This is a genomic window from Bacillus sp. FJAT-50079, from assembly GCF_018343515.1.
Lineage (GTDB): Bacteria > Bacillota > Bacilli > Bacillales > Bacillaceae_C > Lederbergia.
In genome coordinates this window covers 10,988-30,588 of sequence record NZ_JAGYPD010000005.1, presented here as the reverse complement: position 1 = coordinate 30,588, position 19,601 = coordinate 10,988, and the positions used below count along the sequence as shown (strand labels likewise).

16 protein-coding genes are annotated in these 19,601 nt (G+C 37.7%); 8 read left to right on the top strand and 8 right to left on the bottom strand.

Annotated elements, in window-relative coordinates:
* Position 1: 1 nt before the first annotated feature.
* From KHA95_RS13830 to KHA95_RS13820, 3 genes are all read right to left on the bottom strand, one after another.
* A complete protein-coding gene (locus KHA95_RS13830) occupies positions 2 to 1,282 on the bottom strand; it encodes an ATP-binding protein (RefSeq protein ID WP_213138119.1) in 1,281 nt (426 codons plus the stop codon).
* A gap of 135 nt (positions 1,283 to 1,417) precedes the next feature.
* A complete protein-coding gene (locus KHA95_RS13825) occupies positions 1,418 to 1,573 on the bottom strand; it encodes a YfhD family protein (RefSeq protein ID WP_213138118.1) in 156 nt (51 codons plus the stop codon).
* Positions 1,574 to 1,577: 4 nt separating this feature from the next.
* Complete coding sequence (locus KHA95_RS13820; protein WP_213138117.1) at positions 1,578 to 1,703, bottom strand: YfhE family protein; 126 nt, start codon at positions 1,701 to 1,703, stop codon at positions 1,578 to 1,580.
* Between the two features lie 169 nt (positions 1,704 to 1,872).
* Here KHA95_RS13820 and recX point away from each other — a divergent pair, with 169 nt between their 5' ends.
* On the top strand, positions 1,873 to 2,676 hold the full coding sequence (gene recX / locus KHA95_RS13815; protein ID WP_213138116.1) for a recombination regulator RecX: 804 nt from the start codon (positions 1,873 to 1,875) through the stop codon (positions 2,674 to 2,676).
* A 1-nt stretch (position 2,677) separates the two neighbouring features.
* A complete protein-coding gene (locus KHA95_RS13810; RefSeq protein ID WP_213138115.1) occupies positions 2,678 to 2,992 on the top strand; it encodes a YfhH family protein in 315 nt (104 codons plus the stop codon).
* Positions 2,993 to 3,030: 38 nt separating this feature from the next.
* Here the strand turns inward: KHA95_RS13810 and KHA95_RS13805 are convergent, their stop codons facing one another.
* Both KHA95_RS13805 and KHA95_RS13800 read right to left on the bottom strand, forming a co-directional pair.
* On the bottom strand, positions 3,031 to 3,192 hold the full coding sequence (locus tag KHA95_RS13805; RefSeq protein ID WP_213138114.1) for a YpzG family protein: 162 nt from the start codon (positions 3,190 to 3,192) through the stop codon (positions 3,031 to 3,033).
* A gap of 12 nt (positions 3,193 to 3,204) precedes the next feature.
* On the bottom strand, positions 3,205 to 3,378 hold the full coding sequence (locus tag KHA95_RS13800; protein ID WP_213138548.1) for a small, acid-soluble spore protein K: 174 nt from the start codon (positions 3,376 to 3,378) through the stop codon (positions 3,205 to 3,207).
* A gap of 94 nt (positions 3,379 to 3,472) precedes the next feature.
* Here KHA95_RS13800 and KHA95_RS13795 point away from each other — a divergent pair, with 94 nt between their 5' ends.
* Complete coding sequence (locus KHA95_RS13795; RefSeq protein WP_213138113.1) at positions 3,473 to 3,742, top strand: YfhJ family protein; 270 nt, start codon at positions 3,473 to 3,475, stop codon at positions 3,740 to 3,742.
* Between the two features lie 33 nt (positions 3,743 to 3,775).
* Here KHA95_RS13795 and KHA95_RS13790 read toward each other — a convergent pair whose 3' ends face one another.
* Positions 3,776 to 4,759, bottom strand: a complete 984-nt coding sequence (locus KHA95_RS13790; protein ID WP_213138112.1) for a metal-dependent hydrolase — start codon at positions 4,757 to 4,759, stop codon at positions 3,776 to 3,778.
* A gap of 111 nt (positions 4,760 to 4,870) precedes the next feature.
* Between KHA95_RS13790 and mutY the strand changes: the two genes are divergently transcribed.
* From mutY to ntdP, 4 genes are all read left to right on the top strand, one after another.
* Positions 4,871 to 5,989: an A/G-specific adenine glycosylase gene (mutY, locus tag KHA95_RS13785; RefSeq protein ID WP_213138111.1), complete on the top strand. Its 1,119-nt coding sequence runs from the start codon at positions 4,871 to 4,873 to the stop codon at positions 5,987 to 5,989.
* A 128-nt stretch (positions 5,990 to 6,117) separates the two neighbouring features.
* Positions 6,118 to 6,870, top strand: coding sequence for an enoyl-[acyl-carrier-protein] reductase FabL (gene fabL / locus KHA95_RS13780; RefSeq protein ID WP_213138547.1), 753 nt, complete (start codon positions 6,118 to 6,120; stop codon positions 6,868 to 6,870).
* 68 nt (positions 6,871 to 6,938) lie between these two features.
* The gene (locus KHA95_RS13775; RefSeq protein ID WP_213138110.1) at positions 6,939 to 7,145 is read left to right on the top strand and encodes a gamma-type small acid-soluble spore protein; all 207 of its coding nucleotides are present in this window, start codon (positions 6,939 to 6,941) and stop codon (positions 7,143 to 7,145) included.
* An 867-nt stretch (positions 7,146 to 8,012) separates the two neighbouring features.
* Complete coding sequence (gene ntdP / locus KHA95_RS13770; RefSeq protein WP_213138109.1) at positions 8,013 to 8,543, top strand: nucleoside tri-diphosphate phosphatase; 531 nt, start codon at positions 8,013 to 8,015, stop codon at positions 8,541 to 8,543.
* Positions 8,544 to 8,584: 41 nt separating this feature from the next.
* Here ntdP and KHA95_RS13765 read toward each other — a convergent pair whose 3' ends face one another.
* Together KHA95_RS13765 and KHA95_RS13760 are read right to left on the bottom strand one after the other, a co-directional pair.
* The gene (locus KHA95_RS13765; protein ID WP_213138108.1) at positions 8,585 to 11,599 is read right to left on the bottom strand and encodes an ATP-binding protein; all 3,015 of its coding nucleotides are present in this window, start codon (positions 11,597 to 11,599) and stop codon (positions 8,585 to 8,587) included.
* Positions 11,600 to 11,636: 37 nt separating this feature from the next.
* Entirely contained in the window at positions 11,637 to 12,776 is a 1,140-nt protein-coding gene (locus KHA95_RS13760) for a response regulator (RefSeq protein WP_213138107.1), read from the bottom strand.
* Between the two features lie 198 nt (positions 12,777 to 12,974).
* Here KHA95_RS13760 and KHA95_RS13755 point away from each other — a divergent pair, with 198 nt between their 5' ends.
* Positions 12,975 to 19,589: a SpaA isopeptide-forming pilin-related protein gene (locus tag KHA95_RS13755; RefSeq protein WP_213138106.1), complete on the top strand. Its 6,615-nt coding sequence runs from the start codon at positions 12,975 to 12,977 to the stop codon at positions 19,587 to 19,589.
* Positions 19,590 to 19,601 lie beyond the last annotated feature (12 nt).

Below are 19,601 nucleotides of genomic sequence, written 5' to 3'. Positions count from 1 at the left end.
ATCATTCAGCTCCTTTCCGAATGTTTTTGGTTGGAATTTGGACGTGAAATGTAGTCCCATCGTTTGAAGAATTAACTTGGATGGAGCCTTCTAATGTCTGAACAATTTCTCTCACATGAGACAATCCAATCCCCGTTGACGCTACTCCTTGATCGTTAAATTTTGTTGTATAACCTGGTTCAAAGATGATTGAAAAATCTTCACTTGGAATTCCTTTTCCGGAATCCTTAATGACGAAATGGGTATAAGTTAATTCCTCGAAAATATGTATATCGACGTGCCCGTTATTTGTAATGGATTCAACAGCATTGGCTACAAGATTATTTAGGAGCGCAAGAAGCGGGACTTGTTGATCGGTTTCGAAATCAGTATGCATCAAAAGGGTAACAGTAGTTGCTTTTCCTAATAGCTTACAATATTTTTCATTGGCTGTAACGACAAAGTGAAGTACATCAGAAAGCGAAAAAACATCTTTATTATTTTGTATTGATATTTTCGAAATACCTGAGAGAATCCTTTGAGAATCTTTTTTCACTTCATGTATTTCTTGCGTGATAAGCAAGGCTTGGATGCTTAAATCCTGAAGATCCTTCTTTTTTAACTTTCGGTATAAGTCATGGCTAGAAGCTGTGATCTGCTCAATATGATCCATTGATTTTTGTAAATAAAGTGTTTCCGCATACAATTCCGATCCTACTTCAAGCATTTCTTGCAAGCGTTTCTTTTGTTCTGTAACTGTAATAGAGCTATATAAACCTACGACAAAGTAGCTGCGCAATAATGCTACCCCAGCTAATAATGTCCATTCTTGAAAACCTACGTTTTTATGGATTAACAACCAGTAGCGCATGAGATGCTCTGCGCTGTTTCCGATAAATTCTAGTCCGGCAGCTAAAACTCCAAGCAGTAAAGGAGAGGTTTTGTATTTTTCAATTTTTATCATGCCAAAGCCAAGGGCGAACAAGAAATAAAAGAGAAATGCTGGCAGATGACTTTTTAAGCTTATCCAAAAGGGAGTACTATCGATGATGGTATCACCAAATAGGCGAAAGCAAACAACTGTTATCCCAGTAATCAATCCTGTTCGAACGAAAGAAGTTGGTGTTCGAATTAGAATAAGCAGAAAAAAGGTAATGCTTCCTAATCCAAAACGAAAAGCCTCCTCGCTGAAGGGAATGACTTTAATTTCACTAGCGATGGCTGTCAAAATAGCAGTAAAAAACAATGATGCTCTTTCCGTATTTTTAAAGTGTTTACTGAATCGTCGATATGAAGAATACATGTACAGCTCCTATATAAGTGAATATGTTCTTTGTATTGATATCATATCGAAAAGCACGTCGATAGGCTATGTTAAAGTGATCAATTTTTGTTATTCGATTAAAAAAACGGGAGGCGACAGCGCTCCCGTTGTTTATTATTTTCTTTTCGCACGTCTGTCGGCTGCCTTCATTCTTGCAATTGCCTCGAGATCATCGTGATCAGCCGATTGCTCTGAAAATTCCACATCGATCCCATCGGATGCTCTATTTTTAATATTTGCTTTTCTGTTTCCAGCTTTTTCAGACTTCATCTACTCATCTCCTACGTCCATGCTCCGTAAAGCCACCGGCTCTGTTTGCTTCTCGAAATTCTTTGGAGTACAACACTTCTTGGGTATTCGTTAAATTCGTTTTTACTTTCAAATCTTTCCGCTTGCCCATTTATTTCACTCCTTCGTTTTTACTCATCCTTCATTTTTGCCGAACAGCGTGGTAAACATACACTTAACGGACAGTAGTTTCGATTGTTTGTAAAAGCCGGTCCATACTGATTGAAGTTTCACTTTATGTTAAAATAGATATAATATGTTTTTAATAAAGGATGATGTACATGCCAATCATCACGAAAGTATCAACGCAAAAAAATAGTACGGATCGATATAATGTTTTTATTGATGAAAAATTTGCATTTGGCGTTGACGAGGAAGTGTTGATTCGTTTTCGGCTTCGTAAAGGCAAGGAAGTGACAGAACTTGAAATCACTCAAATGCAATATGAGGATGAAATTCGCAAAGCGTTAAATGCGGCCATTTACTTTTTATCGTTTCGGATGCGCTCTGAAGCTGAAATTCGTACATATTTAAAGAAAAAGGAATGGGAAGAGCCAGTTATTCAAGCAGTATTGCATAAATTGAATGAGCAAAAATACATCGATGATCTCGAATTTGCTGCTGCATATGTGCGCACGCAAGTAAATGGCGGTAAAAAAGGGCCAGGGACCATCAAAAAGGAATTAAAACAAAAAGGTGTAGAAGATCAATTTATTGATGAAGCATTAAGTTTTTATAATGAAGAACAGCAAATCGATGATGCCATTCAGCTCGGTAATAAGGTGGCGAAGAAAAACAGCAGTTTGGCTGAAAGAATCGTTAAACAAAAAATTGAACAATTTTTACTTACAAAAGGGTTTCCTTTCCATATTATTTCAATAGCTATGGAAGAAGTCGAATATGAAAAAGATGATGATGAAGAGTGGAAAGCAATGCTCATTCAGGGTGAGAAGGCGCACCGCAGATTTCACAATTTTTCAGGTTATGAATATGAGCAAAAAATGAAGCAAAGTTTATTTAGAAAAGGCTTTTCCATTGAATTAATCGATCGTTTTTTACAAGAAAAGGAAAATGAGGGCTGTTGAAATGGAACATGAAAAAAGATATAGTCAGATGACGGAAGCAGAATTAAAACAGGTCATTGCTACGGCAAAAGAAAAAGCGCGGAAGGCTGAACAGCTCGGAATTGTAAATGAATTCGCCGTAATGGAGCGGAAGGCGACGATGGCAAAGGCGTATTTATTAAATCCCGCTGATTTTAAACCTGGTGAAATTTACGCGATTGATGGTGCGCCTGGCACGTATTTTAAAATTGATTATATGAATGGAGTTTTTGCCTGGGGCTACCGGTTAAACGGATCGGGAAAGCAAGAGGCACTTCCCATTTCATTATTAAAATAAAGTACAGCGGGAAACAACACCCGCTGTTACCAATAATATTATCTTTTTTGACGCTTTACGACATCGTTTTGCAAAATGATCGAATCAACCGAAAGATCGGTATGTCCATTTACTTGTGTATGAACTTTTTTAGGATTGTACCAGCCGCGGTTAAAAGGGCTTAATTGACGATTAACATGTGAGTTGTCTTGTTTAGTCATAACGATTCCCCTTTATTCGTTGTATTCGTCATCTTCTCTAGCACCAGAAGCGCGCATTCTTTCCTGTGGATGTGTATTAATCGTACCATCCGCTCGCTTTGAGGCATATTCTGCTTTTGCACGAGGCTCACCCTCGAATTTATTCTCATTGCCATAAGGAAAGTCTTTTGCTTTATTGCGCATTATGCTAGCCCCCTTTCACGTCATGCGGAATAAAAACTCCGCATGCTTTTATTATGGATATTTAAACGTATTTTTATGAGAAAAAGGAGAAATTCGCATGAATGATTATCATGAGCAATTAGCGAACTATTTACTTTCTAAAAACTCCCATTTATCTGCCGCGAGAGCAAGAACATGGGTAGAATTGCTTTGGGAGGATTTTGAAACAACGTACGCAAAAGCGGGAAGAAAATATCGCGGGCATGAAATGGCTCATAAAGTTGTCCGTTCATGGATCGATCATTATGGGAGTCGTCTCCACGAATTTGCAGCGATTAATCCGAAATACGCACATATGTTAAATGATGATCATGATTTAATGCATTAAAATATGCAGCCTAGTTATAGCTAGGCTGCATCCTTATTGATCAATGACAATATTAAGTTTTTTTCTTAATTTTTCTTCGCTAAAAATCCAACCCGTATATGAAGCGATAATTTCCAAATCGTTATTTAATTGAACGATCGCTACAAAGGGATAATGGCCATTACTACGGTACCGTAAATCAATAAAGCGAACTTCATAATAATGATCGAACTCGCCAACTTCCCAACGATAAATCGGAGAGAAGGATAAGAAGGCGGAAATATTTGGATCTTTTTTCGCAGCTTCAATAATTGGCGTACTTGGTACAGGGATACGTTTAAATTTATCAAAAATCGTAATCGAGCGTTTAAATGCGCGTCCAACATAGAAATATTCGTCTGAAATTACGGCGAGTCGCCATTGATTAAAATTCATCGTTGGCGCAATGATAATTTCCTTTGCATCGCCAATTGTTTTTAAGACAGCAGAGCGAACGGTTTGCTGCATGATCGCTCTAAGCAAGTAGTAAAAGATGATTATGATATACATAATGAGAAATGTATAGCCAGGGTGTGCACCAAACATCCAAATGACGATGCCGAGAATATGCATACCAAAAATAATCGGGTCAAATGTGTTGATCGTTCCGATAGCTACCCATCTTGCTGAAAAAGGGCGTAATGCTTGTGTACCGTAAGCATTAAAAATATCGACAAAAACGTGTAAAAAGACAGCTAAAAAGGACCATAACCATAAATGTAATCGATTGGCTTCGGGATAAAAAAGTCCAACCAAAGCAGTGACAACAATCGGCCAAATAAGCACAGCGGGAATAGAGTGGGTGATTCCGCGATGATTCCGTATATAAACGGCATTATTTCTAAGTTTTAAAAACGTATCAATATCGGGTATTTGTGAGCCAATAACAGCTGCTACAAAAACACTAGTCGTATTGACCGTTGTTTCGGCAACGACGGGATCTAGCGTTGCTAACCCTCCTATCGCGACACCCATTGCAATATGTGTAGCTGTATCCAAAATAAATCCTCCTCTGAGCAGGGATATCGGGATTATCATTTCCAAATAAATAAGAGTTATAATTATTTATTCCCTAAAATCAATTATAAGTAACATGTAGGAGTTATCAAAATGAAAGATACTTTAGCAAATATAAATATTCAACAATTTCAACATGATTTGGTCAGTTGGTTCACGAGAGAACAACGTGATTTGCCATGGCGAAAAGATTCAGATCCATATAAAGTATGGGTTTCAGAAATTATGCTTCAACAAACAAGAGTTGATACGGTTATACCCTATTATGAACGTTTTCTAAAAAAGTTTCCGACATTAGCGGATTTCGCTGCTGCAGATGACGAATCCGTCTTAAAAATATGGGAAGGGCTTGGCTATTATTCACGGGTAAGAAATCTTCATTCGGCCGTAAAGGAAGTAGTCGAAGAATATGGCGGTCGCGTTCCAAATACACCAGAAGAAATTTCAAAGTTAAAAGGTGTTGGACCGTATACAGCTGGAGCCGTCTTAAGCATCGCTTATGGATTGCCTGAGCCTGCTGTTGATGGCAACGTTATGCGTGTCCTTTCTCGAATTTTATTAATGAAGGACGATATAGCCAAAGCTTCGACGAGAAAATTATTTGAACATGCAGTCCGTGTCCTCATTTTTCGAGAAAATCCATCGTATTTTAATCAAGCGTTAATGGAGCTCGGGGCACTTATTTGTACGCCAACATCCCCGTCATGTCTACTTTGCCCTGTTCAAGAACATTGTGCAGCATTTGCTGAAGGGATGCAAAATGAATTACCTGTGAAAACGAAAAAGACGAAAACACGACATGAAAACCGATTAGCGGCCGTATTAAAAAATGACAAGGGACAATATCTTATCCAAAAACGTCCAGATAAAGGATTGTTGGCAAATTTATGGGAGTTCCCCCATTATGAAGAAACAGGCGAATATGAAATGAAAAAATCAGCTTTGCACTCCTTTTTACGTGAGAATATAGAAGCAGAGGTTCAATTAGAGAATGGCTCTTTTGTAAGGGTTGACCACGTTTTTTCACATTTAACATGGACGATCCATGCGTATGCAGGTCAACTGCTTACTCCTTTTGAGTTAGCTGAAGAATTTCGACTTGTTACAAAAGAGGAACTAGAGCAATTCGCTTTTCCTGTTTCACACCAAAAAATATGGAAGGCATATAAGGAGCAATATTTATTAAACGTGACAGAAAATGCTCGCCATTAGGATTATGAATGTTGTTTATTAAATTTCGAAAGCCTTGCTGTCGGAATAGACGTTCGGTAGGAGAGTATTCATAATTGCTCAATCACTCATTCAACGATAAAATATAGAAACGGAAAGGAAAGGGGATTATTATGGGAAATAAAGTAGCATTAGTGACAGGGAGCAGCAGGGGAGTTGGAAAAGCATGCGCACTTGCACTAGCAAAACAAGGCTATGATATCGTTGTGAATTATGCGCGTAGCAAAAAGGCCGCGCTTGAAACTGTAGAAGAAATCGAAAAACTAGGAAGAAAAGCCTTTCTCGTACGTGCAAATGTCGGCGATGTTGATAAAATTAAATCGATGTTCGAAGAGATTGACAAAGAATTTGGCAGACTCGATGTGTTAATTAATAATGCAGCTTCTGGTGTGTTGCGTCCAGCGATGGAGCTGGAGGAAACTCATTGGGATTGGACGATGAACATTAACAGTAAGGGATTGTTATTCTGTTCACAAGAGGCTGCGAAATTAATGGAGAAAAATGGCGGTGGAAAAATTGTTAGTCTTAGCTCATTGGGCTCGATCCGCTATTTGGAAAATTATACGACAGTTGGTGTTTCGAAAGCAGCTGTTGAAGCATTAACTCGTTATTTAGCTGTTGAGCTTTCACCGAAAAATATCGTTGTGAATGCGGTGTCTGGTGGCGCGATTGATACAGATGCGTTGAAGCATTTTCCAAACCGTGAAGAGTTGCTTGAAGACGCTCGTAAAAATACACCCGCCGGTCGCATGGTCGAAATTGATGATCTCGTTAAAACGATTATGTTTTTAGTTTCTGACGATTCTTCAATGATACGAGGACAAACGATCATCGTTGATGGCGGCCGTTCCATTCTCGTTTAAAAAGTAAAAAAAAGTTTGGATAACATTCTCTACGTTTGGTTACATTAACAAACGTGGAGGTGAGAGAAATGAAAAAAGCGAATAAAACTCAAGCTGGAACAAACATTAATGAAGTGAGACAACAAAATGCGCAATCAGCTGGCGGTGCACAAGGTGCTCAAGGTAATTTCGGTGCCGAATTCGGAAGCGAAACAGATGCACAGCAAGTAAGAAAACAAAACCAACAGGCAGAAGCCAACAAAGCAAAAAACTCTGGAAACTTCGGCCAACAGTAATGCACAAGACAAGGAGTGCACCCTTTTTAAAGGATGAACTCCTTGTCTTTTATTTTTATAAAGAATCAAAATCTATTCATGTGTAGTATGCCTGGCTCGTAAAGTAGCGGCACTGGCTTGTAAATAAGTGAAAGTGGCTTGTAAAGTAGCGGTACTGGCTCGTAAATAAGTGAAAGCGGCTCGTAAAGTAGCGGTACTCGCTCGTAAATAAGTGAAAGTGGCTCGTAAAGTAGCGGTACTGGCTCGTAAATAAGTGAAAGTGGCTTGTAAAGTAGCGGTACTGGCTCGTAAATAAGTGAACGTGGCTTGTAAAGTAGCGGTACTGGCTCGTAAATAAGTGAAAGCGACTCGTAAAATAGCGGTACTGGCTCGTAAATAAGTGAAAGTGGTTGTAAAATAGCGGTACTGGCTCGTAAATAAGTGAAAGTGGTTCGTAAAATAGCGGTACTGGCTCGTAAATAAGTGAAAGCGACTCGTAAAATAGCGGTACTGGCTCGTAAATAAGTGAAAGTGGCTTGTAAAGTAGCGGTACTGTCTCGTAAAATAGCGATACTGGCATGTAAAATAGCGGTACTGGCTCGTAAATAAGTGAAAGTGGCTCGTAAAGTAGCGGTACTGGCTCGTAAATAAGTGAAAGCGGCTCGTAAAATAGCGGTACTGGCTCGTAAAGTAGCAGCAATAGTCCGTAAGAAGCACATTTGGTCAGACCCAGTTCATTCGAATGTAAAATTAAATGAAAAATTTACTAATCAGAGCCAAATGAAATCGCAATGGTTTTAAAAAGAATTGTAAAACGGTATAATATGAATAATTCAATGAATTCATATTATCATGCTATTGTTTTTAGTCTAGAAAGTAGGGGGAAAGATGGGGATTCCCGTAGAAGGAAAAGACATACAAATTCATAGTTATAAACATGATGGGCATATACATAGAATTTGGGAAGAAACAAAGGTGTTGAAAGCTACGAAGCATCTTGTCATTGGAGGAAATGATCGGACGGTTGTAACCGAATCCGACGGACGAACTTGGATTACGCGCGAACCAGCAATTTGTTATTTCCATACGGATTTATGGTTCAATATTATTGCGATGATTCGAGAAGACGGGGTGTATTATTACTGTAATCTTGGTTCTCCATATGTATATGATCAAGAAGCATTAAAATATATTGATTACGATTTGGATGTAAAGGTATATCCTGACATGACCCACACACTTCTTGATGAAGACGAGTATGAGTTTCACAGGAAGCAAATGGGCTATCCAGATGTGATTGATCATATTTTAAAAAGAAATGTCGATAAACTTATCCGCTGGATTAGACAAAGAAAAGGTCCTTTCTCACCCGATTTTATCGATACGTGGTACGAGCGCTTTTTAATGTATAGGAGTTAGAAATAAACCTGTTGATCAGATTTTCAACAGGTTTATTAACGTTATTTGGGAATTTTGAAAGAGACTGTTGTACCAACATTAGGTTTACTATTAATGATTAACCCATGTCCATAAAGCTGTATTAAGCGCCTGTTTGTGTTGGCTATACCAATTCCTCGATTTTTACTTTGATATTCGTTAAGAATTTTATGGATTTTCTCCTCGTCCATACCTACGCCGTCATCCCTAGTCACAATCTCATAGTGATTTTCATGTTCCATTATCTCTATGCAAATCGTTCCACCACTCCTTCGCTTTAAAATGCCGTGTCTAATGGCGTTTTCGGCGATCGTTTGCAGCGATAGTGGAGGCAGATGAAAATCTAATTCCTCATTTATTAACCATTTGATTTGCACCCTATCCCCGAAGCGTTCTTTTTCAATGAACAAATAGGAATGGACTAAGTCGAGCTCATCATCGATAGAAACGAGTGACTGCGTATTATAAATATCGAAGCTTTTTCGTAAGTAATTAGCGAATGCAGCAAGTAATTTATTCATTCGTTCGGTATCTTTTTCTCCTAGGGCGGCAATCGTGTTAAGTGTATTAAATAAGAAATGCGGCTGTATTTGTGCTTGGAGCCATGCGGCTTCCATTCGCAGTTGTTCACGGATTGACTGCTTTAATGTTGTTAATGCTTTTACACGTGCTTGTAATTCTAACATATCCATTGGTTTCGCGACATAATCGTTTGCACCAACCGAAAATCCAGTATAAATATCTGTAAGCTGGTTGCGTGCGGTTAGCAATAAAATCGGCAATTCTGAGATCGTAAATCGTTTACGGATTATTTCTGTTAATTGATAGCCAGACATATTTGGCATCATGACATCTGAAACAACTAAATCCCATTCATTCGTTTCAAGCTGTACTAGAGCTTCATCCCCATTTCTAGCAGTACCGATAAAATAATCGCGTTCCAATACATTAGTTAAAATCTTTAAATTAACAGGATCATCATCAACAATTAAAATTTTAGCATTTGAATGATAAGCCGGATTTTGTTTACTCACTTCCGTGTTCGGGAATAATCTTTTTTCGTCTTCAGGTGTACTGGCAGCGGCTACTTCTGTTTTAGCACTCATATTTGCTAAGGGAATCGTAAAGGTAAAAATCGATCCTTGACCGATTGCGGACTGAACAGATATCGTTCCACCATGCAATTCAACCAATTGTTTACAAATATTAAGCCCTAAGCCGATGCCGTTTCCATCTGTATTTTCTTGTGTATAGCGTTGAAAAATCGATTGTTGGAACTTTTCACTCATCCCAATGCCTGTATCTGATACTGTAATGATGGCCATATGGTTTTTACTTTTAGCATCAATTGTTACAGACCCTTCATTCGTATATTTGACCGCGTTGTGGATCAAATTGAATAATATTTGAATCAATCGGTTTTCATCTGCGTGTACGAACGGAAAAGAAGAAGGGATCGTTATATGCAATTCAATATTTTTTCCCTCGGTCATAAAACGAATCATATCAAGAACACCAGTCGTAACTGCGTGTAAATCTACATTCTCTTGATTAAGGCGAATTTTTTGTTCGTGTAAATGTGTAATATCAAGAAGATCGTTTAAGGTAAATGCCATCTGTTTGCCTAATCGAACGAGTAGTTTTAAATTATTTCTGTTTTTTATCGTTAACGATTCTTCATGATCCTGTAATAACATTTCTGTTATATTAATGATTCCATGAAGCGGGTTTCTTAACTCGTGAGAAGTATTTGCTAAAAATTCATCCTTCATCTTATCCACTTTTTGCAGTTCTTTCATATATTCTTTGTTTAATTGTGTTGTATGAATATGCCTTTTAAATAGAAAACCGGAAAAGGCAGCAATAGCAACCAAATAATCAATTGGGTAGAATGGGATTTTTAACATATTCATATTAATCGCAATTCCCCATAAAACATTCAATAAATTTACGATATTAGCAAAAAATATAAAAAGTGCATCTGTATTCCCATTTTTTATTACTTTTAATATTTGCACAAACATAAATGAATACGAAATGGCATTGAAAAGCATTATGCAGGAGCCAATAAAATTAACGAATGGGAATGGCAAGACGAGTGTGGAAAGAGTCAGTATTGCATAAATAATAAAAAGCAACCGAAACATTGGGCTTTTTAATTGAAAGATCTCTTTAATAAATTTGAGAATGAAAAAAACAGTTCCCGCAAAAGAGATATATAATAGCTTTTGTGACCAAATTGCATTAACTGGAAGTATCGTAAATAATATTTTATCATCATCGACTACGATAGAAAAAGCTGCAAAAATAAGTAACAAAGCAAAATAAATCAGTTCTTTTCGCCGTGTATTTTTATCGATGAAATACAAGCCAAATGCATATAAACTATGGATGACAAGGATAAGCGCTACGAATAATTGCGAGTTCATTGAAAAACTAGCTTCTTTATTAATTGCTTCTTCTGTTCCGAAGGTAATGGAACTTGTAATTCCTCCCCCAGCTGGATTTTCATAGTTGGCAACTTGAATCATGATTTCCATTTCATTACGATCTGAATGAAATACAGTTTTGTACATACCTAATTTACTTTTATAGTGATCAATGGATTCTGTTGGTTGGCCGATCTGAGTCAATATCTCCCCATCTGCGTATATACGGGCTGCTGATGAAATATTTCGGATAAGTATGCCGTATAGCTGATCTTGATGATCAGGTAGTAAAACTTTTACACGGTACGTACCATATTGAATCGATTGATTCCAATTGCCAGGTATAGGTTGAAGTTCATGCTCGTAGCTCGATTTATCGGGATTTAATAATAATTGCTCTGGGTAAAATTCCCACTCTCCATCGAGTGTGATTGTTTCATTATGACTAAATTCCCAATTACGTAAATCAATAATCCCTTTTGTTACATAAGGTTGATGAGGCGGTTTGTGATAGATAATCCAGCCGATGCGAAAGCTAGAAAGCACGAGCAAAAATAAGCTAATCATTAGAAAGATCTTTCTTCCGGAGAGGCCCTTATCGTTGTTCATATATTCGTTCAGTCCTTCTGTAAAGCGTAAGTGATCGTTACACATCCTCAAATGCTACATTTTTAAGCCAATTTGTATACCATGTTTGAATGGAGGCTTTTGGCTTTACCCCGTATTCTTCCAATAACATTTTTTTTAGTTGAACATATTGTTGTTCGACAGCATGAAAATTTCTTACTTCACTATAAAGTTGCATCAACTTGAAATAACTATGATCGATGTAAGGGGCTTCCATCTGCATTCGTAAATAAAGTGAAATTGCTTCAGCATATTCACCTTTGCCTGTGAAATAGTCTGCCACCTTTGTAAGATGCTGAAACCAAAGGATTCGTAATCGCTCACGCTCATTCTCCGCCCAAAGATAATCTTCTTGACTTAAGTAGTCACCTTGATAAACGTTCAATAAACGCTGATGAACTGGAAGTGTCTCATCGTTGACGATAGGGTTTTCCCTCAAGCCATTCTCCCATTCTTCAACATCAAACTTAACGTTGTTTAATTTAAGTTGATAACCGTTTGCTTGACTTGTAATTTCAATTTCAAAATGGATTGATGACAATGTTTTACGAATTTGATAAATCGTACTATATAGTTGCATCATTCCTTTTTCCCGATCCACTTCGGGCCAAAATAATTCCAGTAGATCGTCTTTGCTAATGTATTCATTCCGATGTTGGAGTAAGAAAGTAAATATTCCTCGTGCTTTTGACGTTCTCCATTTTACATTCAGTATTTCAGTTGTTTCATCCGTACAAGTGAATGATAAAGATTGAAATGCGCAAATACGGCTAACTGGATCGGACTGATGGGTGATCGCAGCTCTGCTTACTTGAAAGCGGCGAATCGTCTCATGTAGTCTCCGCATTTGAACAGGCTTGACAACATAATCGATGGCATTTAATTCGAATGCTTTAACGGCATAATCATTAAATCCGGTGATAAATACGATATGGATATGGGGTAAGGATTGTTGAATTTGTTCGGCAAGCTCGATGCCATTTATTTCAGGCAATTCAATATCAAGAAAAACAATCTCTGGTTTTTCTTCAAGTATGTTCTTTTTTGCTTCAAAAGGATCAATAAATGTGCCGATAACTTCGATATTTCCGATCTTATTTAAAAGCCCTTCTAAATAGTCAAGGGCTAATTGTTCATCATCCACTAAAATGGCCCTCATTTAGATGCTCATCCTTTCTATAAGTTCACAATAGGTATGTATATATAGTTTTACAACAATACCAATTATAGTCAATAACATAAATCAATAGTAATTGAATATTAGTAATAAAATGTACAGATTATGTACACTTTTAATTTTTATAATGAAAAGGATCTATGTGTTCTTGAGCAAGCTAGTAAGAAACGGAGGGATTGTGTGAGGAAGGTAAACATTTTTATGCTTGCATTGTTGATTATCGGTCAAACTATTTTGGGACCGCTCGGAACGGTTAATGCAATGGACGTGATCAACAATGTAAATGCGGAGAGTCAAATTGTCTCTACCTCTGATCAAGAAGATTTAGAGGGGGGAGCCGAACCTTCAGAAAGTAATGAAAATGTGGTTGAAGAAGAAGGAGCGGCTGAAGATTCAGTTGAGGAAGTAGATAAACCGGTCACTACTCCGGAAAATAATGAGGAAAAACCTATTGAAGGAGAAGAAGCAGAGGTTTCAAATGAAGAGGAGGAAATAGCCGAAGGGCAAGCACCGGATGTTTTGGATGAGGAAGTAGTAGACGGAGGAGCAGAATTAGAAACCTTCTCTACCATTGCTGCCGCATCCGTGATTGAGAATAATATTTTAACAGATTATCAAATTACTTTATCGGAAAATGGTCAAGAGGTAGAAAGTGCCGGACCAGAAACAATTGTTTCGATATCCTATAATTGGGCGATTCCAAATGGTCATAATTATAAAGAAGGATCCACTTTTACCTTTCAAGTACCACCCGAATTAGATGTGTATAATACGTTAAATCGGGAAGAAATGAAGGATTACTCTGGAAATTTAATTGGATATTTTTCCGTCAATGATAGTGGGCAAGCGACCATTGAGTTCACAAAATATATTGAAGAGCATTCTAATCTTGGCGGAAGTTTACAAATCATCACTGAATTACATAAAGAATTAGTGATTGATGATGATAAAGTGACAGTGACTCCGATTCAAGGAGAAGCGTCTCATAATATACCAATTAATTATCGACCGGGCGGACCATCCGTTGAGAAAAGCGGGAAGGTCGATCGCGCCTACAATGCTGAAAAAATTACATGGACGGTAGATTTTAATAAAACGTTAGAAGCTTTGCAAAATGCTGTATTAAATGACCCAATTCAGGATGGGCAAACATTAAAAGAAGGCACAATTAAACTTTATCATCTCGTTACAAGACTAAATGGAACAGTTGAACTGGGTGAGCAAGTTGATCCTAGTAAGTATACGATTGGGGAAACGGCTAATGGAAAAGACTTTGCTATTCAATTTAATGAAGAGATTAAGTCAGCATATCGAGTCGTTTTCGAAACGGACATTACAGATGGGGAAAAAACAACTTTTGAAAACAAAGCAACATTAACATCTGATAATGGGCCAAATCGTGATGGGACTGCATCAGTAACAACGAAGCGCGGTTTGCCGTTAGCGAAAAAGGCAAGTCATTATGATGCAAAAACACAGACGATCACATGGGAAATTTATTATAACTATAATGAAAAAGCAATTAGCCAAGCGAATGCGATTTTAAGCGACCTTTTCAATGGAAGCCAAGAGTTGATCGCTGATTCGTTTGTTGTACACGAAATGAGCATTGATAAAGACGGGAACGCAACTGAAAAAGCAGAATTCAACAACTTTGGGGTTACATCAAAATCGGAAGGCGGCAAAAACGGCTTTGATTTCCAATTTAAGCAAGATATTAGCGCTGCTTATAAAATTGTTTATAAAACTAAAGCAAGCGATCGCGTTTTTGATGGTGAGGAGGAAATTATCAATGACGTCACATATGATGGCAAAACGGTACAAGGGACACAGCCGATAGGTCAGCAAATCTTATTTAAGAGCCATGGGAAGCCAAATTATAAAGATAAAACGATCGAATGGACAATTACGTTTAACCATGACAACTATGAAATGAAAAATGTCATTCTCACAGATATTTTTACAAATGCAGGGTTAACATTAGACCCTAGTAGTATTGTTATTTCAAATAGTAAGCGTGAATTAACGAGTCCGGCAGATTATACAATTGTCCCACAAGCAGGCGATCAATTTGAAATTCATTTTAATGGAGAAATTACGGAAGCACATACGATTAAGTACAAAACATCTTTCGATTATGAACAACGTACAGACAAAACGAAAAATTATTTACAAAATAAAGCAGAACTTGAATGGGTAGATGAAAACAATAACCGGCAAGAGAAATCTGCAACGGCTAATTTTACACCTGATACGTATACACAAGCGAATGGTTTTAAAAATGGCTCATATAACGCAGTCGACAAAGAAATCACATGGAATATCGGTGTGAATTATAATTTAAAACCACTTGAGAATGCGAGTGTAACAGACTTTATTCAAGGTAATCAAAAGCTTATGAAAGACTCCATAACCGTTTATAAAATGTCACTTACAGGTGGAGAGAATGGGACGAAGCAAGAGGAGCTAGTAGCAGGGAAAGATTATACAATTAATTTTATAGACGATGAAGATGGTAATCCTGGGTTTAAAGTCAATCTTGGGAAGATCAATGAACCATATCTCATCACGTATAAAACTAGTTTGAAAGATTTAAGCTTTGTTGCTGACAAATACGATAATGAAGCGACACTTGCTGATGGAAATACGAAGGAAACAGACTTACATGCGTCAGTTCCTATTCCACATGGTGGATCGTATACGAAAAAGGATGGAAAACAAAACGGGAAAATTGCCGAATGGACAGTCAATATAAACTTTGCACAAGCGAAAATCACAAAAGCGGTTATTACAGATATGCCAAATGAAAATCATGTTGTGCTTGAAGACTCCATTCAATTATTTGCAACAACGGTTCAACAAAACGGTCAAGTTTCAAAAGGCGAGCTGTTAAAGGAAGGAAAGGATTATACGATCGAGTTTAATGAGGAACAAACGGAATTCTCATTTAAATTAACCTTCTCAAATGAAATTAATGAACCGTATATATTGGAATATCAATCATTTATTTTAAGAATACCTTCAACTGTCTCAAATCAAATTGCTCTTGCAGGTGAATCGGTCGAGCCAGGGAAAGAAGGTTCGAAAGCGGAGTTTCAATCTAGAGTAACATCAGGAAGTGCGGTAGGTACAGGAGAAGTAGGTAGACTACAAATTACAAAAATCGATCAAGCAAGTGGGATTGCTCTCGAAGGTGCAATTTTCGCTTTGAAAGATCCTGAAAGTGGCATTGTTGTAAAAAGAGGGACGACAGATGAAAATGGAGTCCTTGTGTTTAGCAACTTGCTTTGGGGAGATTATTTACTCATTGAAGAAGAAGCACCAGAAGGCTATTTAGCGAAGAGCGAACCGATAGAAGTGACGATTGATCAAGCATTTGTAGAAGGGGACCCTGAAAAGCTCGGAAATGTTAAAACCATTCACAACCAAAAAATTATCCGTGCTGTACAGCTCGAAAAAGTCGATAGCAATGATTCAAGTAAAAAGCTTGAAGGCGCGAACTTTCAGCTGCTTAAAAAAGTGGGAGATCAATATGTATCGAACGAAATTCTAGTGACAAATGAAGATGGGCTCATTTATATAGAAGGGCTTGAGCCAGGTGAATATCAATTTATCGAACTCATTGCGCCAAATGGGTATCATATTGATAAAACGCCAATTCCGTTTACAATCGGTGAAAATCAACTTGAGGTTTTAAAAATCGGTCCGATTACTAATGAAATTATTAAGGGTGGAGTCGAACTAACGAAAGTTGATAAAGATAACAATCAGATTGTTTTAGAAAATGCTGTTTTTAAATTGCTAGATGAAGATGGAAATGTTCTCCAAGAGAATTTAACGACGGATGAACATGGGAAAATCAAGGTGGATGATTTATATCCAGGAACATATCAGTTTGTTGAGACGAAAGCTCCACTCGGATATAAGCTCAATCAAACACCAATTTCATTTACGATCGTAACTTCGCAAAATGTGGTGGTAGAAAAAACAGCGGTCAATGAATTGATCAAAGGCTCAGTTATCTTGACGAAGTTTGATGAAGATCAGTCGGAAGTGAAGTTAGAAGGTGCGGTCTTTGAATTACAAGATGAAAACGGCAAGGTGATTCAAAGGGGAATTTCAACAAATGCTGATGGAGAAATTCTGGTTGAAAACTTAACCCCAGGAAAATACCAATTTGTTGAGACAAAAGCTCCAATCTATTATCAATTAGACCCAAGCCCAATTACATTTGAAGTTGAGCGAGGAGAAAACGAAGTCGCAGTCGTTGTGACAGCATTGAATAAGCTAATCACAGGTTCTGTTCAATTAACAAAGGTTGATAAAGATGACAATCGTATCGTCATACCAGAAGCTAAATTTGAACTACAAGATGTTGAAGGTAACGTCATTCAAACAGAGTTGAAAACGGATGAGAATGGAAAAATCATTGTAGAAAACTTAAAACCAGGAAAATACCAATTCATTGAAACGGAAGCACCATTTGGTTACGAGTTAAATCCAACGCCGATTCCATTTGAAATTGTAAAAAGTGCAACAGAAGCCGATGTAAAAACGGTAGAAATAACGGCAGAGAATGAGTTAACTCCAGGTTCCGTCGAGTTAACAAAAGTGGATGAAGCCGATTCAAGCATTACATTATCAGGAGCGGTCTTTAAGTTACTCGATGAAGATGGGAATGTCATTCATGAAGAGTTAACGACAGATGATGAAGGTAAAATCATTGTCGATCAATTGAAACCTGGCAACTATCAATTAATCGAAATAGCAGCACCAGAATTTTATCAACTTGATCCGACTCCAGTTGAGTTCACAATTGAAAAGGGAGAAAATTTGAATGCTGTCTCTGTTCAGGCATCGAATCAGTTAATCACAGGTTCTGTTCAGTTAACAAAGGTTGATAAAGATGACAATCGTATCGTCATACCAGAAGCTAAATTTGAACTACAAGATGCGGAAGGTAACGTCATTCAAACAGAGTTGAAAACGGATGAGAATGGAAAAATCATTGTAGAAAACTTAAAACCAGGAAAATACCAATTCATTGAAACGGGAGCACCATTTGGTTACGAGTTAAATCCAACGCCGATTCCATTTGAAATTGTAAAAAGTGCAACAGAAGCCGATGTAAAAACGGTAGAAGTAACGGCAGAGAATGAGTTAACTCCAGGTTCCGTCGAGTTAACAAAAGTGGATGAAGCCGATTCAAGCATTACATTATCAGGAGCGGTCTTTAAGTTACTCGATGAAGATGGGAATGTCATTCATGAAGAGTTAACGACAGATGATGAAGGTAAAATCATTGTCGATCAATTGAAACCTGGCAACTATCAATTAATCGAAATAGCAGCACCAGAATTTTATCAACTTGATCCGACTCCAGTTGAGTTCACAATTGAAAAGGGAGAAAATTTGAATGTTGTCTCTGTTCAGGCAACGAATCAGCTGATCACAGGTTCCGTCCAGTTAACGAAAGTTGATAAAGATGATCATAGCCTTGTCGTGCCAAATGCAGAATTTGAATTACAAGATGCCGATGGCGACATTATTCAATCGGGATTAGTAACAGATGAGGAAGGGAAGCTAGTTGTTGAAAACTTAAAGCCAGGCGCATATCAATTTGTCGAAACGAAAGCGCCGTTTGGCTATGAGCTAGATACAACCGCCATTCCATTTATAATCGAAAAGAGCGCAACAGTCGCTGATGTCAAGATCGTTTTATTACAAATGGAAAACGAATTGACAACAGGTTCCGTAGAATTAACAAAAGTAGATGACGACGATCCGACGATCACATTAGAAGGTGCGGTTTTCAAGCTAGAGGATAAGGAAGGAAATGTAATAGCGGAAAACTTAGTAACCGATGCTGACGGTAAAATTATTGTCGATCAATTAAAACCAGGGCAATATACGTTTATTGAAACGGAAGCACCATTTGGCTACGACCTTGATCCGACTCCAATTGAATTTACAATTGATAGAGGACAAAGTGAACCACTTCAACTTTCAACAAATAATCGTTTAACAACGGGTTCAGTTGAACTTATGAAAGTTGACCGTGAGGATCATGAACGAATCTTAGAAGGTGCAGTGTTTACATTACTTGATGCTGATGGTCAAGTTGTCAAAGAAAACTTAACGACGAATGCAGATGGTAAAATAATCGTCGAGGAGTTAAAGCCAGGCAGCTATCAATTCGTTGAGACGAAAGCGCCATTTGGCTATAAGCTTGATCCAACTCCAATTGTTTTCACAATTGATAAGGGGCAAACGGAAGCTCGATCAATAACTTTCACAAATGATCTGATCACAGGTTCCGTCGAATTAATAAAAGTCGATAGCGAAGATTCAACGATTACACTTTCAGGTGCCGTCTTCAACTTACTTGACGAAGTTGGCAATATCATTGCGGAAGGCTTAACGACAGATGAAGCAGGGAAGATTATTGTAAATCATCTAAAGCCAGGCAACTATCAATTTGTTGAAATAAAAGCACCAACAAATTATATTTTAGATCAAACACCACTCGCATTTGAAATTGTGATGGGGCAGAATGAAAAGATACAAATCATCAAAGCTAATACACGTGAGTTGGTTGAAAAACCAGTAAAACCTGAGGAGCCAACTGCACCAAATAAACCAGATAAGCAAGGATCTGGATCTGGCAATAAAACGAATGTAGCAACGAAACTCCCACAAACGGGTGAACAATTATTTAGCTATATGATTGCACTTGGAGCAATGCTCGTCGTTTTAGGAGGCATTATCCTATTACGACAAAGAAAACGGGTATAATGGCTCCAGTAT

Bases quoted from the DNA above. Each gene is read 5' to 3' on its own strand.
- KHA95_RS13760 (WP_213138107.1), bottom strand. From the start codon at position 12,776: ATGAGGGCCATTTTAGTGGATGATGAACAATTAGCCCTTGACTATTTA.
- ntdP (WP_213138109.1), top strand. From the start codon at position 8,013: ATGGGGATTCCCGTAGAAGGAAAAGACATACAAATTCATAGTTATAAA.
- mutY (WP_213138111.1), top strand. From the start codon at position 4,871: ATGAAAGATACTTTAGCAAATATAAATATTCAACAATTTCAACATGAT.
- KHA95_RS13825 (WP_213138118.1), bottom strand. From the start codon at position 1,573: ATGAAGTCTGAAAAAGCTGGAAACAGAAAAGCAAATATTAAAAATAGA.
- KHA95_RS13795 (WP_213138113.1), top strand. From the start codon at position 3,473: ATGAATGATTATCATGAGCAATTAGCGAACTATTTACTTTCTAAAAAC.
- KHA95_RS13810 (WP_213138115.1), top strand. From the start codon at position 2,678: ATGGAACATGAAAAAAGATATAGTCAGATGACGGAAGCAGAATTAAAA.
- KHA95_RS13820 (WP_213138117.1), bottom strand. From the start codon at position 1,703: ATGGGCAAGCGGAAAGATTTGAAAGTAAAAACGAATTTAACGAATACC.
- KHA95_RS13765 (WP_213138108.1), bottom strand. From the start codon at position 11,599: ATGAACAACGATAAGGGCCTCTCCGGAAGAAAGATCTTTCTAATGATT.
- KHA95_RS13775 (WP_213138110.1), top strand. From the start codon at position 6,939: ATGAAAAAAGCGAATAAAACTCAAGCTGGAACAAACATTAATGAAGTG.
- KHA95_RS13805 (WP_213138114.1), bottom strand. From the start codon at position 3,192: ATGACTAAACAAGACAACTCACATGTTAATCGTCAATTAAGCCCTTTT.
- recX (WP_213138116.1), top strand. From the start codon at position 1,873: ATGCCAATCATCACGAAAGTATCAACGCAAAAAAATAGTACGGATCGA.
- KHA95_RS13830 (WP_213138119.1), bottom strand. From the start codon at position 1,282: ATGTATTCTTCATATCGACGATTCAGTAAACACTTTAAAAATACGGAA.